Annotated in this window: 16 protein-coding genes; 7 read left to right on the top strand and 9 right to left on the bottom strand. The window is 60.2% G+C overall.

The features are described 5' to 3' along the window. Positions 1-36 precede the first annotated feature (36 nt). Genes alr through E2F43_RS17290 form a run of 7 tightly spaced genes read right to left on the bottom strand, consistent with a single transcriptional unit; the run spans position 37 to position 6,017 of the window. On the bottom strand, positions 37-1,119 hold the full coding sequence (gene alr / locus E2F43_RS17320) for an alanine racemase (RefSeq protein WP_133215015.1): 1,083 nt from the start codon (positions 1,117-1,119) through the stop codon (positions 37-39). Then, on the bottom strand, positions 1,119-1,976 hold the full coding sequence (locus tag E2F43_RS17315) for an aminotransferase class IV (RefSeq protein ID WP_133215013.1): 858 nt from the start codon (positions 1,974-1,976) through the stop codon (positions 1,119-1,121). The genes alr and E2F43_RS17315 overlap by 1 nt, the downstream gene beginning before the upstream one ends. A gap of 37 nt (positions 1,977-2,013) precedes the next feature. Next, positions 2,014-2,859: a glutamate cyclase domain-containing protein gene (locus E2F43_RS17310; protein WP_165954390.1), complete on the bottom strand. Its 846-nt coding sequence runs from the start codon at positions 2,857-2,859 to the stop codon at positions 2,014-2,016. A 5-nt stretch (positions 2,860-2,864) separates the two neighbouring features. Then, on the bottom strand, positions 2,865-3,803 hold the full coding sequence (locus E2F43_RS17305; protein ID WP_133215009.1) for a 5-oxoprolinase subunit C family protein: 939 nt from the start codon (positions 3,801-3,803) through the stop codon (positions 2,865-2,867). Further along, positions 3,800-4,477 (bottom strand): 5-oxoprolinase subunit PxpB, encoded by a 678-nt coding sequence (pxpB, locus tag E2F43_RS17300; RefSeq protein WP_133215007.1) that lies wholly within the window; start codon positions 4,475-4,477, stop codon positions 3,800-3,802. The genes E2F43_RS17305 and pxpB overlap by 4 nt, the downstream gene beginning before the upstream one ends. A 6-nt stretch (positions 4,478-4,483) precedes the next feature. Next, the gene (locus tag E2F43_RS17295) at positions 4,484-5,215 is read right to left on the bottom strand and encodes a 5-oxoprolinase subunit PxpA (protein ID WP_133215005.1); all 732 of its coding nucleotides are present in this window, start codon (positions 5,213-5,215) and stop codon (positions 4,484-4,486) included. Positions 5,216-5,231: 16 nt separating this feature from the next. Then, the gene (locus E2F43_RS17290; RefSeq protein ID WP_133215003.1) at positions 5,232-6,017 is read right to left on the bottom strand and encodes a putative hydro-lyase; all 786 of its coding nucleotides are present in this window, start codon (positions 6,015-6,017) and stop codon (positions 5,232-5,234) included. A gap of 97 nt (positions 6,018-6,114) precedes the next feature. Here E2F43_RS17290 and E2F43_RS17285 point away from each other — a divergent pair, with 97 nt between their 5' ends. Beyond that, entirely contained in the window at positions 6,115-6,954 is an 840-nt protein-coding gene (locus E2F43_RS17285) for an acyl-CoA thioesterase (protein ID WP_133215001.1), read from the top strand. Positions 6,955-7,021: 67 nt separating this feature from the next. Next, positions 7,022-8,572, top strand: coding sequence for an acyl-CoA synthetase (locus tag E2F43_RS17280; protein ID WP_133214999.1), 1,551 nt, complete (start codon positions 7,022-7,024; stop codon positions 8,570-8,572). Here E2F43_RS17280 and E2F43_RS17275 read toward each other — a convergent pair whose 3' ends face one another. Then, complete coding sequence (locus tag E2F43_RS17275) at positions 8,573-11,635, bottom strand: efflux RND transporter permease subunit (RefSeq protein WP_133214997.1); 3,063 nt, start codon at positions 11,633-11,635, stop codon at positions 8,573-8,575. Next, the gene (locus E2F43_RS17270; protein ID WP_133214995.1) at positions 11,632-12,705 is read right to left on the bottom strand and encodes an efflux RND transporter periplasmic adaptor subunit; all 1,074 of its coding nucleotides are present in this window, start codon (positions 12,703-12,705) and stop codon (positions 11,632-11,634) included. Before E2F43_RS17270 ends, E2F43_RS17275 begins: the two co-directional genes overlap by 4 nt. 230 nt (positions 12,706-12,935) lie before the next feature. Here E2F43_RS17270 and E2F43_RS17265 point away from each other — a divergent pair, with 230 nt between their 5' ends. The 5 genes from E2F43_RS17265 to E2F43_RS17245 all read left to right on the top strand — a co-directional run bounded on the left by E2F43_RS17265 (position 12,936) and on the right by E2F43_RS17245 (position 19,546). After that, positions 12,936-14,585 carry a DUF3336 domain-containing protein gene (locus tag E2F43_RS17265; RefSeq protein ID WP_133214993.1) on the top strand — a complete coding sequence of 550 codons (1,650 nt, stop codon included), beginning with the start codon at positions 12,936-12,938 and terminating at the stop codon, positions 14,583-14,585. A 105-nt stretch (positions 14,586-14,690) separates the two neighbouring features. Continuing rightward, a complete protein-coding gene (locus E2F43_RS17260; protein WP_238946997.1) occupies positions 14,691-15,119 on the top strand; it encodes a CBS domain-containing protein in 429 nt (142 codons plus the stop codon). 29 nt (positions 15,120-15,148) lie between these two features. Continuing rightward, positions 15,149-16,438 (top strand): aromatic ring-hydroxylating oxygenase subunit alpha, encoded by a 1,290-nt coding sequence (locus E2F43_RS17255; RefSeq protein ID WP_238946996.1) that lies wholly within the window; start codon positions 15,149-15,151, stop codon positions 16,436-16,438. Positions 16,439-16,579: 141 nt separating this feature from the next. After that, positions 16,580-17,452, top strand: coding sequence for a formyltetrahydrofolate deformylase (purU, locus tag E2F43_RS17250; RefSeq protein WP_133214991.1), 873 nt, complete (start codon positions 16,580-16,582; stop codon positions 17,450-17,452). 48 nt (positions 17,453-17,500) lie between these two features. Next, on the top strand, positions 17,501-19,546 hold the full coding sequence (locus E2F43_RS17245) for a molybdopterin-containing oxidoreductase family protein (protein ID WP_133214989.1): 2,046 nt from the start codon (positions 17,501-17,503) through the stop codon (positions 19,544-19,546). The last annotated feature ends 25 nt before the right edge of the window (positions 19,547-19,571 follow it).

Genomic DNA, 19,571 nt, shown 5'->3' with positions numbered 1-19,571 from the left:
TTTAATCACGGGCTGGCGATGCTGCAAAGCCGGGCCTCAGTCGATTACGACCCTAGGAGTGCGGGACGGCATGCGGGTGGTCAGCTCGTAACCGATGGTATTGGCGTGTGCCGCAACCTCGCCGACGGGGAGGTCTTCACCCCAGAGCACGACCTCGTCGCCGATGTTGACTTCGGGCAGGTCAGTGACATCCACGGTAATCATGTCCATGGAGACGCGTCCGGCCAGCGGTGCGCGGTGACCATTGACCAGCACTGGCGTGCCGTTGGCGGCCATGCGAGGATAGCCGTCGCCGTAACCGATGCTCACGGTGGCGATTCTGGACTGCCGCTGCGCACTCCAGCTTGCGCCATAGCCCACTGTCTCGCCGACGGCCACCTCCCGCAGGGATATGACTGAGCTGCAAAGCGTCATTACCGGTTTCAGCGCGTTCGTATTCGGGTGCGGTTCCTGGAAGGGCGTGTTGCCATAGAGCATATAGCCGGGTCGAATCCAGTCATAATGCGAGGCCGGCCAGCCCAGTACTCCGGGGGAGTTGGCGGCGCTGCGCAGTCCGCTGAGACCGGCCGTCGCCCGTTCGAACAGGGCCAGCTGTTCGTTGGTCTGGTTGCTGCCCAGGTCGTCGGCACTGGCAAAGTGGGTGCAGGTGACGATGTCGCCCTGGCAGTTATTGCTAACGGCCAGCCGCTGATGGTAGTCGGCGGTTTCCGCGGCGGGCACACCAAGCCTGTGCATCCCGGTGTCTACCTTCAACCAGCAGCGCAGCGGTGCCGGCAGGCGTGCCTCTTCCAGCCAACCGAGATGCTGTCGATTATCTATCGTCACCCAGAAGTTTTCCCGGGCTGCGATTGCCAGTTCGCTGGCTTCGAAAACACCTTCCAGCAGCAGCACGGGGGTTTCCAGCCCCGCGGCTCGCAGTTCCATTGCCTCCTCGATGCACGCTACAGCCAGCGCGTCTGACAGCGGCGCCAGCGCGCGCGCTACGGTGACCGCACCGTGCCCATAGCCGTTGGCCTTCACTACTGACATCACCCTGGACGCGGGGGCCAGTCTCCTGGCCAGGGCCAGGTTGTCACGAAGTGACTGGAGATTCAGCCGGGCCTGGTTTGCGCGCGCCATCAGAAATCGAACTTGTGCTCTGTGTAGAGGGTCTGGGCCGCCAGCCAGATATCGCCAATCCCGCCGTCGCCCACCGGCTTGCCGTCGATTTCTATTACCGGCGCAATCTCCTTGGAGGAGGAGGTAATCCATACCTCATCGGCGTCGTTCAACTCAGCCAGTTTTACGACCCGCTCCTGGACCGGGATGCTGCCATCCCTGCGCAGGATTTCCAGCAGCATCAGCCGGGTGATGCCGGGCAGCTTCTGGTGGTCCAGCAGGGGGGTGGCAACAATGCCGTTCTTGATCACGAAGACGTTACAGGCGGCAGCTTCGGTAATCTCCCCCTCCTGGTTGTACAGAATGGTCTCGGAATGTCCCCGGGAGTGGCCGTGCTGGTAGTGCATGACATTGCCCAGCAGGGCCGTCGACTTGATGTTGCAACGCCGCCAACGCAGGTCTTCCGCCGTCGATACGGTGTAGGGTGTAGCCGCACTTTTATCAGGTCTGGGAGCCGGCGGGATCTCGAAGGCAAAGGCGTAGAGCGTCGGCGTGATATTTAATGGATAGGCGTGATGCCGCTTGCTGTCCGCCCCACGGCTGACATGGAAGTAAATGCCCAGGTTGCCGCCACCGTTGCGCTCGATCAATTGCTCGGCGATGTTGCGCCAGGCCGTATGCTCCACCTTGAGATCGATCTCGATGGCGTCCAGGCCGTCCTGCATGCGCTCCAGGTGGGGTGTAAACCCCACCAGTTTCCCGTCGTAGGACGGGACCACTTCATAGATCCCGTCGCCGAACAGGAAACCCCGGTCCATGGGGGAAATCCGCGCCTCCGCCATCGGCATGTAGTCGCCGTTCAAATACACAATGCTCATCTTGGTTACCTTTGAGTTGGCCCTCTCCGACGGGCAGTCACTGATTGATCCCAGATTGCAGAAACCCGGTGAGTATCCGCAGCTCATCGATGACCTGCTGACCTTCGGCGGCGTCCAGGCCGTCTTCGGTCAGGGTGTTTTCGCGGGTGACGCCATCCACGCTACCGTGTGCGGAAAGATAGTGGAGAATCTCCAGCGGAAAAACTTCCGCCAGCAGGTCGCGCTGTCGCCACAAGCCGAGAAGAGCGATGAGGCCGTAGGCGCCCCAATTGGAAACGTCGGCTACCAGTAATTCGTCGCAGCCGGTCTCAGCGACATTGATATCCAGGCTCGCTATCGCCGCGCGAATATTGCCCATGCCAATTTCGTTACCACCGTCCCCAATAGCGATGGTGGGGCACTCGGCGGCTGTGATGTAAGGGTCAAAAATGGCGCTGCGGGAGCTGATATCCTCGCCGCGCATATTGTAGTAGCAGCCATCGGCGCTAAGTCCCGGCCGCTCGATCGAAATCACCGCCGAGGGCTGTAACTGTTCCAGCCTGTTCGTTGCCTCCACAGCGGCAGCCTCCATGGAGCGGGCGCGCAGTTCAATCAGGCGATAATCGTCCAGCAGGCATTGGGACAGTGGGGGACCACAGGCCAGCCAGGGTTCTGCACCGAGTTTTTCCAGTGCGTCATAGAGGGCGATTGCTCCCACCGGGCCATCGGTTTCAAAGGTGCCGTTGACGGGAAAGCCGGTACCGATGATGACCGGCCCCCTGATGTCCCGGAGCATTTGCGCCGCGCGCAGGTAGTAGCCAGGTGCCAGCGCGTCCCGGGCAACCTGCATGTTTCGCAGGTTGCGGGCGACAAGGGCAGCTTCAATTGCAGCACTGAGTGCCATCTCGTTCAATTGGTTCGCTCCATGAGTGGCCGTCGCCGCACAAAACTGTCTGCCAGGTGCAGTGCGTTGTGGGCGCCGTGGGGGCTGATTGGCGCAAAGTGCACCTTGCCGCCGGGACGTAACTGCGCCAGGTGTGCGCAGTCCAGCGAGAGGGCAGAACCAATTTTGGGATAGCCGCCAATGGTCTGCCGGTCATTCAGCAAGACGATGGGCTGGCCATCGGCGGGCACCTGGATGGCGCCAAAGCAGATTCCCTCGGACAGAATGCCTTCGATGTCGCATTCGATGGCAGGACCTTCCAACCGGTAACCCATGCGGTCACAGCGATCGGACACGGTGTAGGCGTGGCTGAAAAAGCGCCGCTGCTGGTAACGGCTGAAGTGCTTTTGCTGGTAACCGGGAATAACTCTAACTGTGACTTCATTCTGGTAGCGGGGTCGATGATCCTCACGCAGATAGAGTCGCTTGCGTGAAGCTACCCTGGCGCATGACAACTCGTCATTTACGTGCAGTTTGTCACCGGCCAGGCCGCCGATCTTTTCCCTGACCACCGTGGCAGTGCTGCCGAAGGAGGGCGCTATGTCGAAGCCGTCCGCCACCCCGAGGTAGGCGCGACAGCCTTGTTCCGCGAAGTCCACCGAAATCCGGTCGCCCGCGCTGACCGGCAGCACTTCCCACTGGGGTTGCACCTTGTTGTTGATGCGCAGAGGCATTACGGCCCCGGTCAGGCAGATAAAAGTGTCGACAGTGGCTTCCAGCAGCAGGCCACCGAAACTGATCTCCACCGCGGTACTGCCTGGCGCGTTCTGCAGCAGTCGATTGCAGTAGTTGAACGCCTCCGGATCCAGGGGGCCGCCATTGGTGAGGCCAATGCGATGCTGTCCCATGCGGCCACTGTCCTGCAGCAGGCTGAGAATACCGGGCTGTATGACCTTGAGGCTCACAGTTCACCGCCCAGTGCCAGGAAACGGCTGCGGTCAATGGGCTCAAAGCGCACCCGATCGCCCACACTCACCGGCATGGTGGGCGTGGCTTGCGGGTCAAACATACGCACCGGGCAACGCCCGATCAGGTTCCAGCCGCCCGGCGATTCCGCCGGATAAACGGCGGTCTGGCGATCGGCGATGGCCACGGCGCCGCGGGGTACCTTCTGCCGTGGTGTGGCGAGACGAGGTGCAGCAATTTGTTCGTCCACCTGCCCGAGATAGGCAAAACCGGGAGCAAAGCCGATAGCATAGACGCGATATTCGCCGCCGCTATGCAGAGAAATGACCTCGTCGACACTCATCGACGCCCTGTCTGCCAGCGCTTCCAGGTCCTCGCCGGCCTCCGGGTGATAATACACCGGTAGCACCACCTCATTGCCGTCATCGGCCATGGTCCCGTCAATCTGGTCCAGGCTCTGGCGAATCCGGTGAGCCACGGAAAGATGGTCAGTCGTCATCGGGTTGTAAATAATCAGCAGCGAAGCGTAGGAGGGCACCAGGTCGAGTAGATCGTCTCCGAGGCAGGCCTCCACCGCCAGGCCCGCAGACTGTACGCGGGCAGCTATTTCCGGGGATGTTGTCTCGCCAAGGTACAGCATCATGGCGTTCTCGCCGGCGAAGTGCAGTTCCACGATTGCTCAGCTCCCCTGGATCAGTGCGCGAATTTCGCGGATAGCCTGAACCCCTTCCGGGTTGTCGCCGTGCACGCACAGAGTGTCGACCGACAGTTCCAGCGTCTTTCCACTGACGGTGGTTACCGTGCCCTGTGCCTTAAGCTGGGCGACCTGGGCCAGCATGTTCTCGCGGTTGTGCACCGCACCCGGCCTACGTCTGGACAGGAGTCTGCCATCGTCGTCGTAACAGCGGTCGGCAAACGCCTCAAACAGCAGTTCAAGGCCGAAATCCGCGGCTTCGGCCCGGTGGGTGTCGGCTTCCGGTGTCGCCTGCAGCATCAGCAGCAGTTCGCTATGATACGCCGCCATCGCCCGCATGATGGCGTGGCGAACCTCTTCCCTGGCCATCATGTCGTTGTACAGCGCGCCGTGAGGCTTGACGTAGGCCAGGGTCAGTCCTGCCGTGCGGGCCATGCCCTCCAGGGCTGCAATCTGGTAGTGCATGCTGGAGATGATTTCTTCCGCGCTCAGTGCCATTGAGCGGCGGCCGAATCCGACCAGGTCCGGGTAGGCTGGATGAGCGCCCACCTGGACACCGTGTTCGGCTGCCATGGCCAGGGTGTTGCCTATGGTCAAAGGGTCGCCACCGTGGAAGCCGCAGGCAATATTGGCCTGGTCGATATGGGGCATCACCTCGGCGTCCAGACCCATGGCCCAGCTACCGTAGCTCTCGCCCAGATCACAATTCAAAAGCATGCTTGTCTCACCTGTTTTACAGGACCGCCAGTTGACTGTTGCGCAAATCTGTCACCAGCATGTGTCCGGGACTGTGGGTAATGGCAAAGGGAGGCCGGGCCTTCTCCAGTGCCACCTGCGGCGTGACCCCGCAGGCCCAGAATACGGGCAGCTCGTTTTCCCCCATGGTGACAGCATCGCCGTAATCCGGTAGATCCAGATTATCGATTCCGATCAGGCCAGGATCGCCCAAGTGAACGGGCGCACCGTGCACCGAGGGGAAGCGGGTGCAGATCTGCACAGCGCGTATTGCGTCAGCAGCCTTGAACGGCCGCATGCTGACCACCATCTTGCCCTGGAAAGGGCCTGCCGCCGCACAATCAATGTTGGTGCGGTACATGGGGACATTCACTCCCTCGCTGATGTTGCGCACGTCGAGGCCGTCGGCCAGCAGCGCTTCTTCGAACGAGAAGGAACACCCCAGGGCGAATACCACAAGGTCATCACGCCAGTGGCTGCGGATATCAGCGACCTCCTCGACGAATACACCGTCGCGGAACACTCTGTAGCTTGGCACATCGGTTCTGATGTCAATATCCCCCAAAAGTGGTAAGCCAGTGTCACCCGGTTTGTTCGAACTGGCGATGAGCGGGCAGGGCCGGGGGTTGGACTGGCAGAAGCGCAGGAAATCACTGGCCCAGTCAGCGGGGAGTATGGTCAGGTTGCACTGGACAAAGCCCGGCGAGTAGCCGGAGGTGTTGCCGCTGAATTCTCCGCTGCGAATAGCCCTGCGCAAGGCCGCCGGGGTGATGTGTTTGTCCATGAGTGATCCTGCTGAAAATGTTTGCTTGTCAAGTTTGGCACAGAATCAGATTTCTGGATAATGGCCGCTCACCAAATTTTCGCTTTGGACCCGTATTATGTTGCAACAGTTACTGGACGTGCTCACCCTGGAAGATACAGGCAACGATGGCTTCCTGGGGCATAACATGCACCCGCAGGGATTCAGGGTCTACGGGGGACAGGTGCTTGCCCAGGCCCTGGCAGCGGCTCAGTACACCGTTGATTCCGAACGGGCGGTGCACTCCCAGCACGCCTATTTTCTTCGCGAGGGCAAGACCGACCGGCCCATACAGTACCAGGTTGAGCGCGCCCGGGATGGGGGCAGCTTCAGTTCGCGGCGGGTGGTCGCCTCGCAGGATAACAGGCCCATTTTGGTGTGCTCTCTCTCCTTTCAGTTACCGGACGACAGTTTTGACTTCCAGGAGCCGCTTCCGGGGGTCCGTGGTCCGGAAGAGCTGCTCTCAGAACGTGAACGCGCCCTGGCGAGTGGGCGCCTGAACGAGGACTTCATGATCACCACCGGGGAAGACCTGGACGTGCGCATGGTGGTTCCTGTCGACTGGCGGAACCCGGAGCCGCGATCGGGAACGCTTTTCAGCTGGATGAAAACCACTGACGCGCTCGCCGACGATCCGGCATTGCACCGCAGCCTGCTCACCTACTTTTCGGACACGATGTTGCTTGACGCGGGTTTGGTCCAGCACGGACGATCCTACTGGGACAGGGAACTGCAGACGGCCAGCCTGGACCACGCCATCTGGTTTCATGCCGACTTCCGCGCCGACCAGTGGTTGCTCCACAGCGCCGACCTGGAACGCAATAGCGGCGGCAGGACCCTGATTCGCGGCCGCTTCTATACCCGCGAAGGTAAACATGTGGCTACGGTCATGCAACAGGGCCTGATGCGCAAGCGCTGAGCCGGTTGCTTTGGCCGCCAAGACGCATTAGTGTCGGAGTGATAATCACAGCTTCAGGACACCCCCAATGCCGCACCCCAGAATGACCGCCGAAACCTATCCCCACAAGCCCGCTATCATCATGGGCGGCAGTGGGGAAATGGTCACCTACCGACAGCTTGACGAGCGCTCCAACCAGGGTGCCCAGTTGTTCCGTTCCCTCGGTCTGCAGGCCGGTGATCACATCGCGATGATGATGGAGAACAACGCCCGCTTCATGGAGATCTGCTGGGCCGCCCAGCGTGCAGGTATCATTTTTACGCCCATCGCTACCCATCTCAAACGGGAGGAGATCAGTTATGTGCTGGCCAATTGTGGCGCAAGGCTGTTTATAGGCTCCCACAAGCTGCTGGACAGTGCCGTCGAGGCTCGCGAGGATGACGCCGGAGTTGAGCATTTCTTCATGGTCGGCGGCATTGCAGACGGCTATGAGTCCTGGGAAGAAGCGGTGCTTGCCCAGCCCGAGACGCCAATCAGCGATGAGAAAAACGGCGTTCCCATGCTGTACTCTTCCGGCACTACCGGCCAACCCAAAGGCGTACTGGTGCCACCGGCGGACGACGACGTGAACACGCCGCCGATGGCCAGTGGCCTGGGTCAGCTGTTCGGGTTCAGTGAGGAAACGGTTTACCTGTCGCCGGCACCGCTCTATCACGCGGCGCCCCTGCACTACAACATGATGACCCTGTACCAGGGTGGCACCAGCGTGGTTATGGAGAAATTCGATCCCGAGGCTGCCCTGGCACTGATCGAGGAGCATCGGGTCACGCACAGCCAGTGGGTGCCGATCATGTTTATCCGCATGCTCAAGCTGCCCCGTGAGGTCCGCGAGCGTTACGACGTCAGTTCCATGCAATTTGCGATTCACGCAGCGGCGCCCTGTCCGATTGAGGTGAAGCAGCAAATGATTGACTGGTGGGGGCCGGTGATCGTCGAGTACTACGCGGCCAGTGAGGGCATCGGCGCCACCATGATAGATTCCGTCGCCTGGTTGTCGCACCAGGGCTCCGTTGGTCAGGCGGTTTCCGGCGAAGTTCATATTCTCGACGAGGACGGCGAGGAACTGCCCCCGGGAGAAACGGGCACGGTGTATTTCAGCGGTCCACAGGCAAAGTTTCGCTACCATGGCGAGGAGGAGAAAACCGCAAGCGCCTATAACGCCCGGGGATGGGCGACCACCGGCGATGTGGGCTACCTGGACGAGGATGGTTTTCTTTACCTCACTGACCGCAAGCATTTCATGATCATCTCCGGAGGGGTCAATATTTATCCGCAGGAGATCGAAAACCTGCTGATCACCCACGACAAGGTGGCAGACGTGGCGGTTTTTGGCCTGCCCTGTGAAGAGTTCGGGGAAGAGGTGCAGGCCGTGGTGCAGCCGATGAACTGGGCGGATGCCACCGACGAAACCGCAATTGAGATTATGGAATGGCTCCGGGAGCGATTGTCGCACGTCAAACTTCCCAAGGCCCTGCATTTTCATCCCAGCCTGCCGCGGGCGGATAATGGCAAGCTCTACAAGCGCAACCTGATGGATGAATACAAAGGCGGCACGCGCTCCGACGACAGCCCTGAGTAATCAGGCCGGGAGCTTACCCGTGTTCGCGGCGCTGCTCTGTGTTGCCGCGCGATTCTTGCCCGCGCGGGTAAACGGCAGGTAAAAGACCGGCACGACGAACAGGGTGAACAGGGTGCCAACCAGCATGCCGGCGGTGATCATCAGGCCGATACTGAAATGACTTTCGGCGCCCGCGCCACTGGCTATCACCAGTGGCCAGACGCCGAGAACGGTGGCAAAGGTTGTCATCAGAATGGGACGCAGGCGTTTTGATGCGCCCTGCAGTACCGCCTCCCGTCGCTCCATGCCTTTATCCACCAGTTTGTTGGAAAACTCCACGATGAGAATACCGTGCTTGCTGATCAGCCCGATGAGCGTGAGCAGACCCACCTGGGTGTAAATGTTCAGGGTGGCGAACCCCAGGGCGATAGGAACCACGGCGCCGAAAATTGACAGGGGGACGGTGACCAGCACGACCAGCGGGTCCCGGAAGCTGTTGAACTGGGCCGCCAGCACCAGAAAAATCAGGGTCAGTGACAGTGCGAACAGCGTGGGGAAGGAGGCCGATTCCTGGACAAAACGCCGGGAGGTGCCGGTGTAACCGACCCGGAAACCGGCGGGCGCGATCTCACTGAGCGTTTGCTCGAGGAATTCCAGCCCGGCACCGAGGCTGTTGGGCGGCATCATCAGGCCCTGGACAGTGGTACTGTTCAACTGCTGGTACTGGGACAGGGTGTTGGGTTCGATCCTGGAATCCAGGGTAACCACTGCCGACAGGGGCACCAGTTGATTGCTGTCGGTGCGCAGATAATAGCGCTCCAGCTCGTCGCGGGTGAGTCGGAAATTGCTGCCAGCCTGGGGTATCACCTTGTACGAACGCCCCTCGAGGGTAAAGCGGTTGACCTCTGCCTCTCCCAGCATCACGGCCAGGGTTTCGCCCACGGCCTGCATGGAAATCCCCAGCCGGGATGCTCTGTCCCGATCGACCTCGACGGTAATCTCCGGCCGGTCGAAATCCAGAGTCTGCATGACAAAGGCGAACTTTCCGGAGTCGCGGGCGGCGGCCAGCAACTCTTCGCCCACCCGCATGACCTCCCGGTAATCTGCGGTAGAAGCGACCACAAAACTGACCGGCAGGCCCGCATCCGACCCCGGCAGTGCCGGATCACCAAAGGCAAACAGTTCCATGCCGGTGATCTGGCCCAGTTTGTTCTGCAGTTCCAGCAGCAGGTCCTGCTGTTTGCGCTCGCGTTCATCCCAGTGGTACAGGCTGATGCCGCCAAAATTACTGCTGGGCTGGATGACTTGCCAGGAGTGACTGAACTCGGGAATTTCTTTCCACAGGTCGACAAGTTGCTTCAGGTAATAGGTGCTGTAATCGAGGTTGGCATAGCGGGGCGCGTCCCCTGTGACGTAAACGCCACCGGTGTCTTCTTCCGGTGCCAGTTCTTCCTGGCCCAGGGAAAACAGCACAGGCAGGCTCAGCAGCAGGACCCCTGCCAGCAATAACACGGCGCCGCGATTGTCGAGACACGCTCCCAGCACTTTCTGGTAGCGACTGATCAGTGCTTCGAACTGGCGGTCCAGCCAGCTGGCGAAGCGTCCCTGGTGATCGACATCGGACAGTACCCGCGAGCACATCATCGGGCTCAGGGTCAGTGCAACGATACCTGAAACGATAACCGCCCCCGCCAGGGCCAGGGCGAATTCGCTGAACAGGGCCCCGGTCAGGCCACCGATGAAACTGATAGGCGCATACACTGCCGCCAGGGTCAGGGTCATGGCGACTACTGGCCAGGCCACTTCCCTGGCGCCTTCGACGGCTGCCTCGTAGGGGGTGGCACCCTCCTCGATGTGACGATGGACATTTTCCACCACCACGATGGCGTCATCGACCACCAGGCCAATGGCGATCACCATGGCCAGTAGCGTCAGCAGATTGAGGCTGAAACCCATGGCAAAGATGAGCAGTATCACACCGATCAGTGACAGGGGAATGGCGATCAGGGGAATCAGTACCACGCGCAGCGAGCCGAGGAACAGGTAGATCACCAGAATAACGATCAGGGCCGCCTCCAGCAGGGTGGTCACCACCTGGCTGATGGCCTCGTCAATGACGATACTCGCGTCCCAGTCAAGGAGCATCTCCATGTCGGCGGGTAGAATTGCCTCGATCTTTGGCAAGGTCTCATGCACCACGCGGGAAACGCTCAGGGGATTGGCGTCGGGTGTGGTGGCAATGGATAGAAACACGGTTTCGCGGCCACTGGACAGGGTCTTTTTCTGGTCGGTCTCTGGGCCCAGTTCAATCTCCGCCACGTCGCCCAGCAGGATGCGTTCATCCCCGGACTGGCGAACAACCAGGTTGCTGAACTCTTCCTCGGTTTGCAGGGTGGTGTGGGCATCCACCGTAACCCGCACCAGGTTGCCCTCGGTGGCGCCGGCGGCGGAGATGAAATTATCCCGTTGAATCGCGCTGTTGATGTCTGTAGCGGTGACACCCAGGGCGGCCATCCTCACCGGATCCAGCCAGATGCGCATGGACAACCGGTAGCCGTATACCTGGGCCTTTCCTACTCCGGGTAGTGTGGCGATCTCGGGCTGCACATTGCGCATGAGAAAATCAGTAACCTGGTACAGCGTCATCTGTTCGCTGTTGAAACCCAGCCATATCAGGTTGTCGCCGCCCGCACTGGCGGTAATAATGGGTTCCTCGATGTCGCGGGGCAACTCCTGTCTCGCCTCGCTGACCTTGGCGATGACTTCATTGAGAACATCTGTGCTGTTTTCCCCCAATCGCACGTGCACGGTGATGTTTGACACGCCAGGGTTGCTGTCCGATGTCATGTATTCCACCCCTCGCGCGCCGGCAATGCGGCTCTGCAGGGGGGTGGTGACGAAGCCCTGCACCGTGCGTGCACTGGCGCCGGGATAATAGGTATTGATGTAGATCACGCTACGCTCAAGTGCCGGGAACTGGCGTAAGCCCACCTTGGACAGGGACGCTCCGCCGAGCAGCAACAACAGGGAACTGACGACAATCGCCAGCACTGGCCGTTGGATGAAAACGTCGGTAAACCTCACTGGGTGAACTCCGGCGGGTTGTCTTCAAGCACCACGGCGGCGCCCCGGTAGAGCTTGTTCTGGCCCACGCTGACGACCTGTTCTCCCGCGGCGAGGCCGGAAACAACGGCAATCCGGCTGTCTCTGACTGGCCCGGTTTTCACTACCCGCGGATTGACCCTGAGGCCGTCGGCGCTCTCTTCGAGCACATACACTGTATTGCCTTGCAGCGAGTAGGTGACGGCGGTTTCGGGCAGTGTGACGAGTTCCCGGGGTCGGTCCAGGTCGATAGTGAGCTGGGCGAACATGCCCGGTAACAGGCCTTCGCTCCGGTGGATCCTCGCCCGCAGTGCAAGATTGCGTGTGTTCTGGTCTACCGCCGCATCGACGGCCTCAAGGGTGGCCGGAAACGATTGACGGGTGGCCGCGGTTTTCACACTGATGTCGAGACCCCGGCGTAACTCGGGGAAATAGCGCGCGGGAACGGAGAAATCCACCTCCAGTTCGCTCAGGTCCTGCAGGGTGGTAATCGCTGTCCCGGATTCGATGTAATCGCCGGTTTTTACCGCGATAATGCCCAGGGTGCCGGCGAAGGGCGCGACGATCCGCTTCTGATCCAGCCGCGCTTCGGTCTCCGCCAGGGTTGCGATGGCGGCGTCGAGGTTTGCCCGCGACTGGTCATACTGGCTCTGCGGAATGGATTTCTGCCTGATCAGGCTGGCATCGCGCTCATACAGCTGGCGGGCCAGGACCAGATTGGCCTGCTGGCGCCTCAGGCTGGCCTGTTCGACGCGGTCATTGAGGGTCAGCAACAGTTGCCCCTTGGCGACCTCATCGCCCGAGTTGACCGGGATCGCGATGATCTCTCCGCTGGTTTCCGCAGCCAGGTTAACGCCTCTCGCGGCCCGTATGGTGCCCACGGCTTCCAGTGTGGAGGGCCAGGTTTCTTGTTGCGCACGGGTCGCAGAGACGAGGATGGGCGGCGGTGTAAAGTCCGTATTGGCCAGGGTCTGGAATTTATTGAACAGATAGCCGGCGATTGCGCCGAACAGGACTACCAGAATGACTGCGACGATCAGGTATGCGCGCAAGTTGGCCTCGTTTTTGCTCTTGTTTGACGGAAATGGCTCCATTCTAGGCTAATTTCGCGGGTAGTTCACAGTGGTTTGCCGATCAGTGGCCATTGTGATGACAGCGGGGCGGTGGCGGTCAATGGCGCCGCTATTGACGGTGATCAAATTCCAATGTGTTCGCTGCCCACAAATTGCTTTATCCTAGTGTAATACGCACTGTGTTAACGCGGTACCAGAGAGGTAAGTCCGTGAGAAAATCCAGAAAGCTCAAACAGCTGCAGAAGCAGATGGACAACGCACAAAGCTACGCCGAGTGGAAGAGTGCTGCGATTGAGCATGACGAGGTGAGTGGCGCCAGGCGCTGGCGGGAGATCGACCAGTCCCGTCAATACGATTACGCGCAGATTCGTCTGCGTCTCGACCGGCTGCGCAGCCTGCGGGCCCGGCACGATTACCAGGGACTGTTGTTCACCCTCAATGAAGGTATCCACGGTAATATGGGTGGGATGGGGCGCTCTACCCTCTACCGCAAAGCCAACTTTGGCACCAAGCGGTTGATCGAGCAGTATATTGACGAGGTAGACGACTCCCTGCGCTACCTGGCTGAACTTCCCGCCGACGTCATCGACGTGCAGGATAAACTGGATTTCTTCTATCGGGCCAATATCTGTTTCGGGCGTTCTGCGCTGATGTTGAGCGGTGGAGGGGTGCTCGGTTTTTATCACCTCGGGGTGGTCAAGACCCTGCTCGAACAGGAGCTGTTGCCCCGGGTTATTTCCGGTTCCAGCGCCGGCTCCCTGGTTGCGGGTGTTATTGGCACGCACTCCGACAAGGAACTGGAGCATTTTTACGAACCTGCCAACGTGCACTTTGAAGCCGAGCGTGAAGCCAGTGTCCTCTCCCGCATGTTCTTCGGTTCCAACCCGCAGATTGATGTCGGTGACCTGGAGAGCCTGATTGCCAGGATGATTCCGGAAATGACCTTCCAGGAAGCCTACGAGAAAACCGGGCGGCAGATCAGTATTACCGTGGCCCCGGCCGAACCCCACCAGCGTTCACGTTTGCTCAACGCAATCACCTCGCCCAATGTCTTTGTGCGTTCGGCGGTAATGGCGTCCTGCGCTGTTCCCGGTGTTTTTCCGCCGGTGATGCTGATGGCCAAAAACGTGCATGGCGAGTCGCAGCCCTACCTGCCCACCCGCAAATGGGTAGACGGCTCTATTGCCGATGACCTGCCGGCGAAGCGCCTGTCGCGCCTGTACAGCACCAACCACTATATCGTCAGTATGGTCAATCCCATTGTCACGCCATTTATCGATACCGAAGGTGAGCGCGGTGCGCTGGCACGCTCTCTCAGCGGTTTCGGGGTGGGCGTTGGCCGGGAGGTGCTGAATTTATATCGCGGTATGGTGCAAAAGCAGGGGGACAACTGGCCCCGCTTTAACCTGGCCATGAATACGGTCCACGCCCTGATTGACCAGGAATACAGTGGCGATATCAATATCGTACCCAATTTCCGCTGGTACAACCCGGCCAAGCTGTTGTCGCACCTGTCGGAAAACGACCTGGTGGAACTGATGGAGGAGGGCGAGCGCACCACCTATCCCCAGGTGGAAACCATTCGTCTTTGCACCCGGATCAGTCGCACCATGGAAGAGATCCTGCAGCGCTTTGAAACCGGGGACCTAAGGCCCGATACCACGGAATTCAAACGTCCCAGGTCATCCAGGCGCCGGCCGCCACCCACCCGTTCGGATCGCCAGGCCCTGCGCGAAAACCGGGTGGAATCAGGCACTGCCCGCAAAACCACCCCCCGCAAAAAGGCACCGCGCAAGAAGTCATCGGGACGCGGTAGCAGCGCCAGCAAGCCCGGCTCCAGTCCGAGCAAGGCCGCCTGACGACCAGTTGCCGGCGGGCCTGTTTTGTCTGCCGGTTCAGGGAGGGCAACACCGGTCGCGAGTCTGTTATAGTTGGCGCAGGCAGCAACAACAGGAGCCCATGCTATGCCAGCACCCAACATGATCAGCGACTGCATGCGTCGCAATCCGTTGACGATCCACATGGATGCCAACCTGGTCCAGGCGATTGAAACGATTGTGGAATACAAGCTCACCGGGCTGACGGTAACCGATGACGATGGCAATGCGGTGGGTATTCTGTCCGAACTGGATTGTATCCAGGGAGTGTTGACGGCCCTGTATAACGAGGGTGATCCCGAGCATGCCCTGGTCCGGGATTTCATGAGCACAGACCTCACAACCTGCGCGCCTACCGATGGCATTGTTGAAGTGGCCCAGTCTATGCTGGACACGCGACAGCGCCGCCGCCCGGTGCTGGAAAATGGCAAGCTGGTGGGGCAGGTCAGTTCCAGTAATATTCTCTGGGCGCTGATGGAACACTCCAGGCGCAAGCTGTTCAACGCCCGCAAGTAGCCCGCGGACCTTGTAGCATCCCAGCCGGGATGGCGCAGAAAGTCGCCTGGATGACCATGAAGTCTATTGCCGCTGACGTTGAAGATTCCCTCGCCAGGATGGCCGACAGGGTGCGGGAATCCATGGCCAATCGCGGGCGGGCGATCGACGCCTATTTTTACCGTTCGCACCTGGTTTACCAGCGGGAGCTGGACAACCTGATTTTCCGCAGCTGGCTGTATGCCTGCCATGTCTCAGAAATCCCCGAGCCGGGGGACTATGTATTACTTGAGGTCGGGGAAGACTCGATCATTATCAGCCGCGACGACACGGGCGACATCCACGCGTTGATGAATATCTGCCGCCATCGCGGAGCACGCCTGTGTGAAGAGCGCAGCGGTAACCGCAGGACATTCGTCTGCCCATACCATGGCTGGGTCTACGAGACCAGTGGCGAGTTGCGTGCCGCCCGCCATATGGAAATGAAGGAGGGCTTCGATAAGGCCAATTACGGGCTCAGGGAGGCCCTCTGTGTTGTTTACCAGGGCCTGGTATTTATCAACTGCGACCCCAGCGCCGGTGATTTTCTCGGCCCCCTGCGCAATCTGGAGCGGCAGCTTGGCGCCTACGACCTGCCCAACGCCAGGGTTGCCCACAAGCAGACCTACAGAGTCGATGCCAACTGGAAGCTGGTGCTGGAAAACTACCTCGAGTGTTATCACTGTGCAACGTCCCACCGCGCCTACGCGCGTATGCACACGCTCAAGGATCTCGAATGCAATACCCGGGAGCGTGTCCACCAGATGCTGGACCGGAGCGATGCTATGACCGGTATTGCGGGCATGTCAGCGGAGTATCGCGCCATCTACGGCGACGCCGAAAGTTTCGGTGCCTGTGTCCAGGCCAGCCGCTATGGGCTTTATGATGGCTATCTCACCGGCAGTGAGGACGGCCAGCCGGTAGCCCCGCTGATGGGACAGATAAAAGGGTACGACGGCGGATGTGGCGACCACCAGCTGGGCCCCCTGGGCTTTATGCTCAACTACCCCGATCATTGTGTCCTCTACCGTTTTTTGCCGCGGGGGCTGACCGCTACCGATATGGAAATTGTCTGGTTCGTGAATGGCGATGCCGTGGAAGGCATTGACTATGAGCTCGACAGGTTGATCTGGCTTTGGCACAACACCACGCTGGAAGATGAGTACATTATCAGGCGCAACAGTGAAGGGGTTAATTCCCGCTTTTTTACGCCGGGCCCTTATCATCCCGAGTTCGAGCGCACCCTGCAGCACTTTATCGACTGGTACCTGAACTGCATGCAGGACAGCCTGGCTTCCTAGTGCGGCCCGGGGACAGCGGCGCTTTACGCTTGGCTTGCATTTACTGAGGTGGCATGATCGGGTGAGTGGCACAGCGCGTCGATCTGCCAGGCCGCTGCCGGCTGCCAATCCGAGATTGTTGTTATCCCACCAGGAAGTCACATGAGTGAAACTCCCAGTAAATCCAGCCTGACCCTGATTGTGTCCTGCCCGGACGACGTCGGCATTGTCGCCGCCGTCTGCCAGTTTATCGCCGAGCGCGGTGGCTCGTTGCTCGAATCCAACCAGCACACAGATATCGATCAGGGGTGGTTTTTCCTGCGCAATGTTATCGACGGCAACACCCTCTCAGTTGACCAGCAAACATTTTGCGAGGAGTTTGCTCCGCTGGCTGCGCGCTTTACCATGGATTGGTACCTGCGCGACAACAGTACTCCACGCAGCGTTGTCATCATGGCCAGCCAGGCCTCGCACTGCCTCGCCGACCTGCTGCATCGCTGGAAGAGCGAGGAACTCAACTGCACCATTCCCTGCGTGATTTCCAATCACGAAAATTTGCGTAGCATGGTCGAATGGCATGACATTCCCTTTCACCACGTGCCTGTCCCCCGCGAGGGTAAGAGCGAGGCGTTCGCCAGAACGTCCGAGCTCATTGAGCACTACCAGGCCGATACCATCGTCCTGGCCCGCTATATGCAAATCATCCCTCCCAGCCTGTGCCAGGCCTATGCAGGGCGGCTGATCAATATTCATCACAGCTTCCTGCCTTCGTTCATTGGCGCCAATCCTTATCAAAAGGCCTATGATCGCGGGGTCAAATTGATTGGCGCTACCTGCCACTACGTGACCGAGGACCTGGACGAAGGACCCATCATCGAGCAGGACGTGATTCGTGTCAGCCACAGCTGCGACAAGGATGACATGGTGCGCCTGGGGCGCGATGTCGAGCGCTCGGCGCTGTCCCGTGGCCTGCGCTACCATCTGGAGGACAGAGTGATTGTTCGCGGCAACAAGACGGTGGTGTTTACGCCATGAGAAACCGCCCGCCAGCTCATTCCCGTTCCAGAACGTGAGGGCACCAATATGAACCGACCTCAACCTGCCCGGCATACGGCTGACGCTGTTTGCCCACTGGATTGCGCCGATACCTGCAGCCTGTCGGTGGAGGTGGCCGAGGGCAGGGTGGTAAAAGTTCGCGGCAGCAGGGCGAACCCGTTTACCCGTGGCAGAATCTGCAGCAAGGTCGCCAGCGCCTTGCCGCAGCAGGTGCACGGTCCGGACCGACTACGAACGCCCCTGCTACGGGACGGTCCCAAGGGTGCGGGGTCCTACCGCCAGGTGAGTTGGTCCGCGGCCCTGGACGTCATCCACGAGCGTTTCAGCGCCATCATTGAACAGTGCGGCCCCCAGGCGATTGCCGGGCTCACTTACGGCGGGCCGATGGGATTACTCTCGTCCGGATCAATGGACCGGCGCTTCTTTAACCGGCTTGGCAGTAGCAGGGTGGATACCACGCCACTGTGTACCGCGGTTTCCAGTGCGGCCTGGGACAGTGTGTACGGCGATACCAGCGGTATCTCCTTCGAGGAACTGGATCATTCGAAACTGATCGTGGTCTGGGGTAACAACATTACTGCCTGCAACCTGCACCTGATTAAGCGACTCCGTGATGCCCGCAAGCGTGGTGCAAGACTGGTGGTGATTGACCCGAGGAAAATCCGCATTGCCGACGAGGCGGACCTGCACCTGGGACTGATGCCCGGTACCGACGTGGTGCTGGCTTATGCGGTGGCGGCCGAGATGCAGCGGCTGGGTGGACTGGACCAGGCATTTATCGACCGGCATGTTGCCGGCGCCGATGAATTTCTGCGAGAGGCCGCCAGGTACCCACTGGCGAAAGCCGCCGCTATTTGCGGGCTGGAAGCGGCGGTTATCGGCGAATTTGCCCGCATGTGGTGCGAGTTGAGTCCAGCGGCCATTTCCCTCGGCGTTGCACCGGAGCGAAATCGCAATGGCGGCTCCGGTATCCGTGCCGCGCTGGCTCTGCCGGCACTCAGTGGCAATATTGGTGTACCGGGTGCCGGTGTCTGTGACGTGTCGGGGTACTTCCCGATCAATCGCCAGCGACTGCAGCGCCCTGATCTGGCCGCGACTGCGGTTCGCCAGTTCAACACGCTGGACCTGGCGGAGCACATTCTCGATCCCGGGGAGGCATTGCCGCTCAAGGCCCTGTTTATTTATAACCATAACCCGGTGGCGGTGAATCCCGAGCAGGGCAAATTGCGCACTGCGCTGGGCAGTGAGGCCCTGTTTGTGGTTGGCTCGGACATCAGTATGACAGACACCATGGCCCTGGCGGATGTCATTCTCCCGGCGGCCAGCCACCTGGAAATTGGCGATTTGTACAAGTCCTACGGACATCAGTTTCTGCAGCGCTCGCAGCCCGTGTTGCAGCCGCAGGGTGAGGCTATCCCCAATACTGAACTCTTTCGCCGCCTCGCGGCCCGATTTGGCTTTGACGAGCCCTGCTTCAGTGACACCGATGCGCAACTGATGGACCAGGCGATTGACCCCGATGTTCTGGGTCCCGGCATAGGGTCAGCCAGCACCATCCCGACCGGAACGGCGGTTGATATGGCTGTATCCCGGCCAGCCAGCCTGTTGCGCGGCCAACGCCCCTCCACTGCCAGTGGCAGGATAGAGTTGTTCAGCGAGCGACTGGAGCAGGAATGCGGTATGGGGCTGCCACGCTACCAGCCGTTGCAAAAGGAGCGAGACTTTGTGCTGGTGACGCCGGCGTCGGAAAAACGTATCAACTCTACCTTCGGCGGTGTCCAGGGGCACGATTCGGACCTGCAGGTGGCAATGAATCCCGCCGATGCCAGCGCCCGGGGCCTGGACAATGGCCAGCAGGTTCGCCTGCTCAACGACCAGGGGACACTGGAACTGCCACTGTCGATCAGTGAGCGGATTCGCAGCGGCACCCTTTACCTTCCCAAGGGGGCCTGGCTGCGCGACAGCAGTACCGGAATCACGGCCAATGGCCTGATACCCGGGCACAAAGCAGACCTGGCGGGTGGCGCCTGCTACTACGACTGTACCGTTGATATCGAGGCGGTTGACGCCTGAGCGGCTGAACAATCAGGCGCCCAGG

Origin of the sequence: Seongchinamella unica (assembly GCF_004354085.1) — a bacterium.
GTDB lineage: Bacteria > Pseudomonadota > Gammaproteobacteria > Pseudomonadales > Halieaceae > Halioglobus > Halioglobus unicus.
The sequence above is the reverse complement of the archived record's forward strand: the minus strand, read 5'-3'. Positions and strand labels throughout refer to the sequence as shown.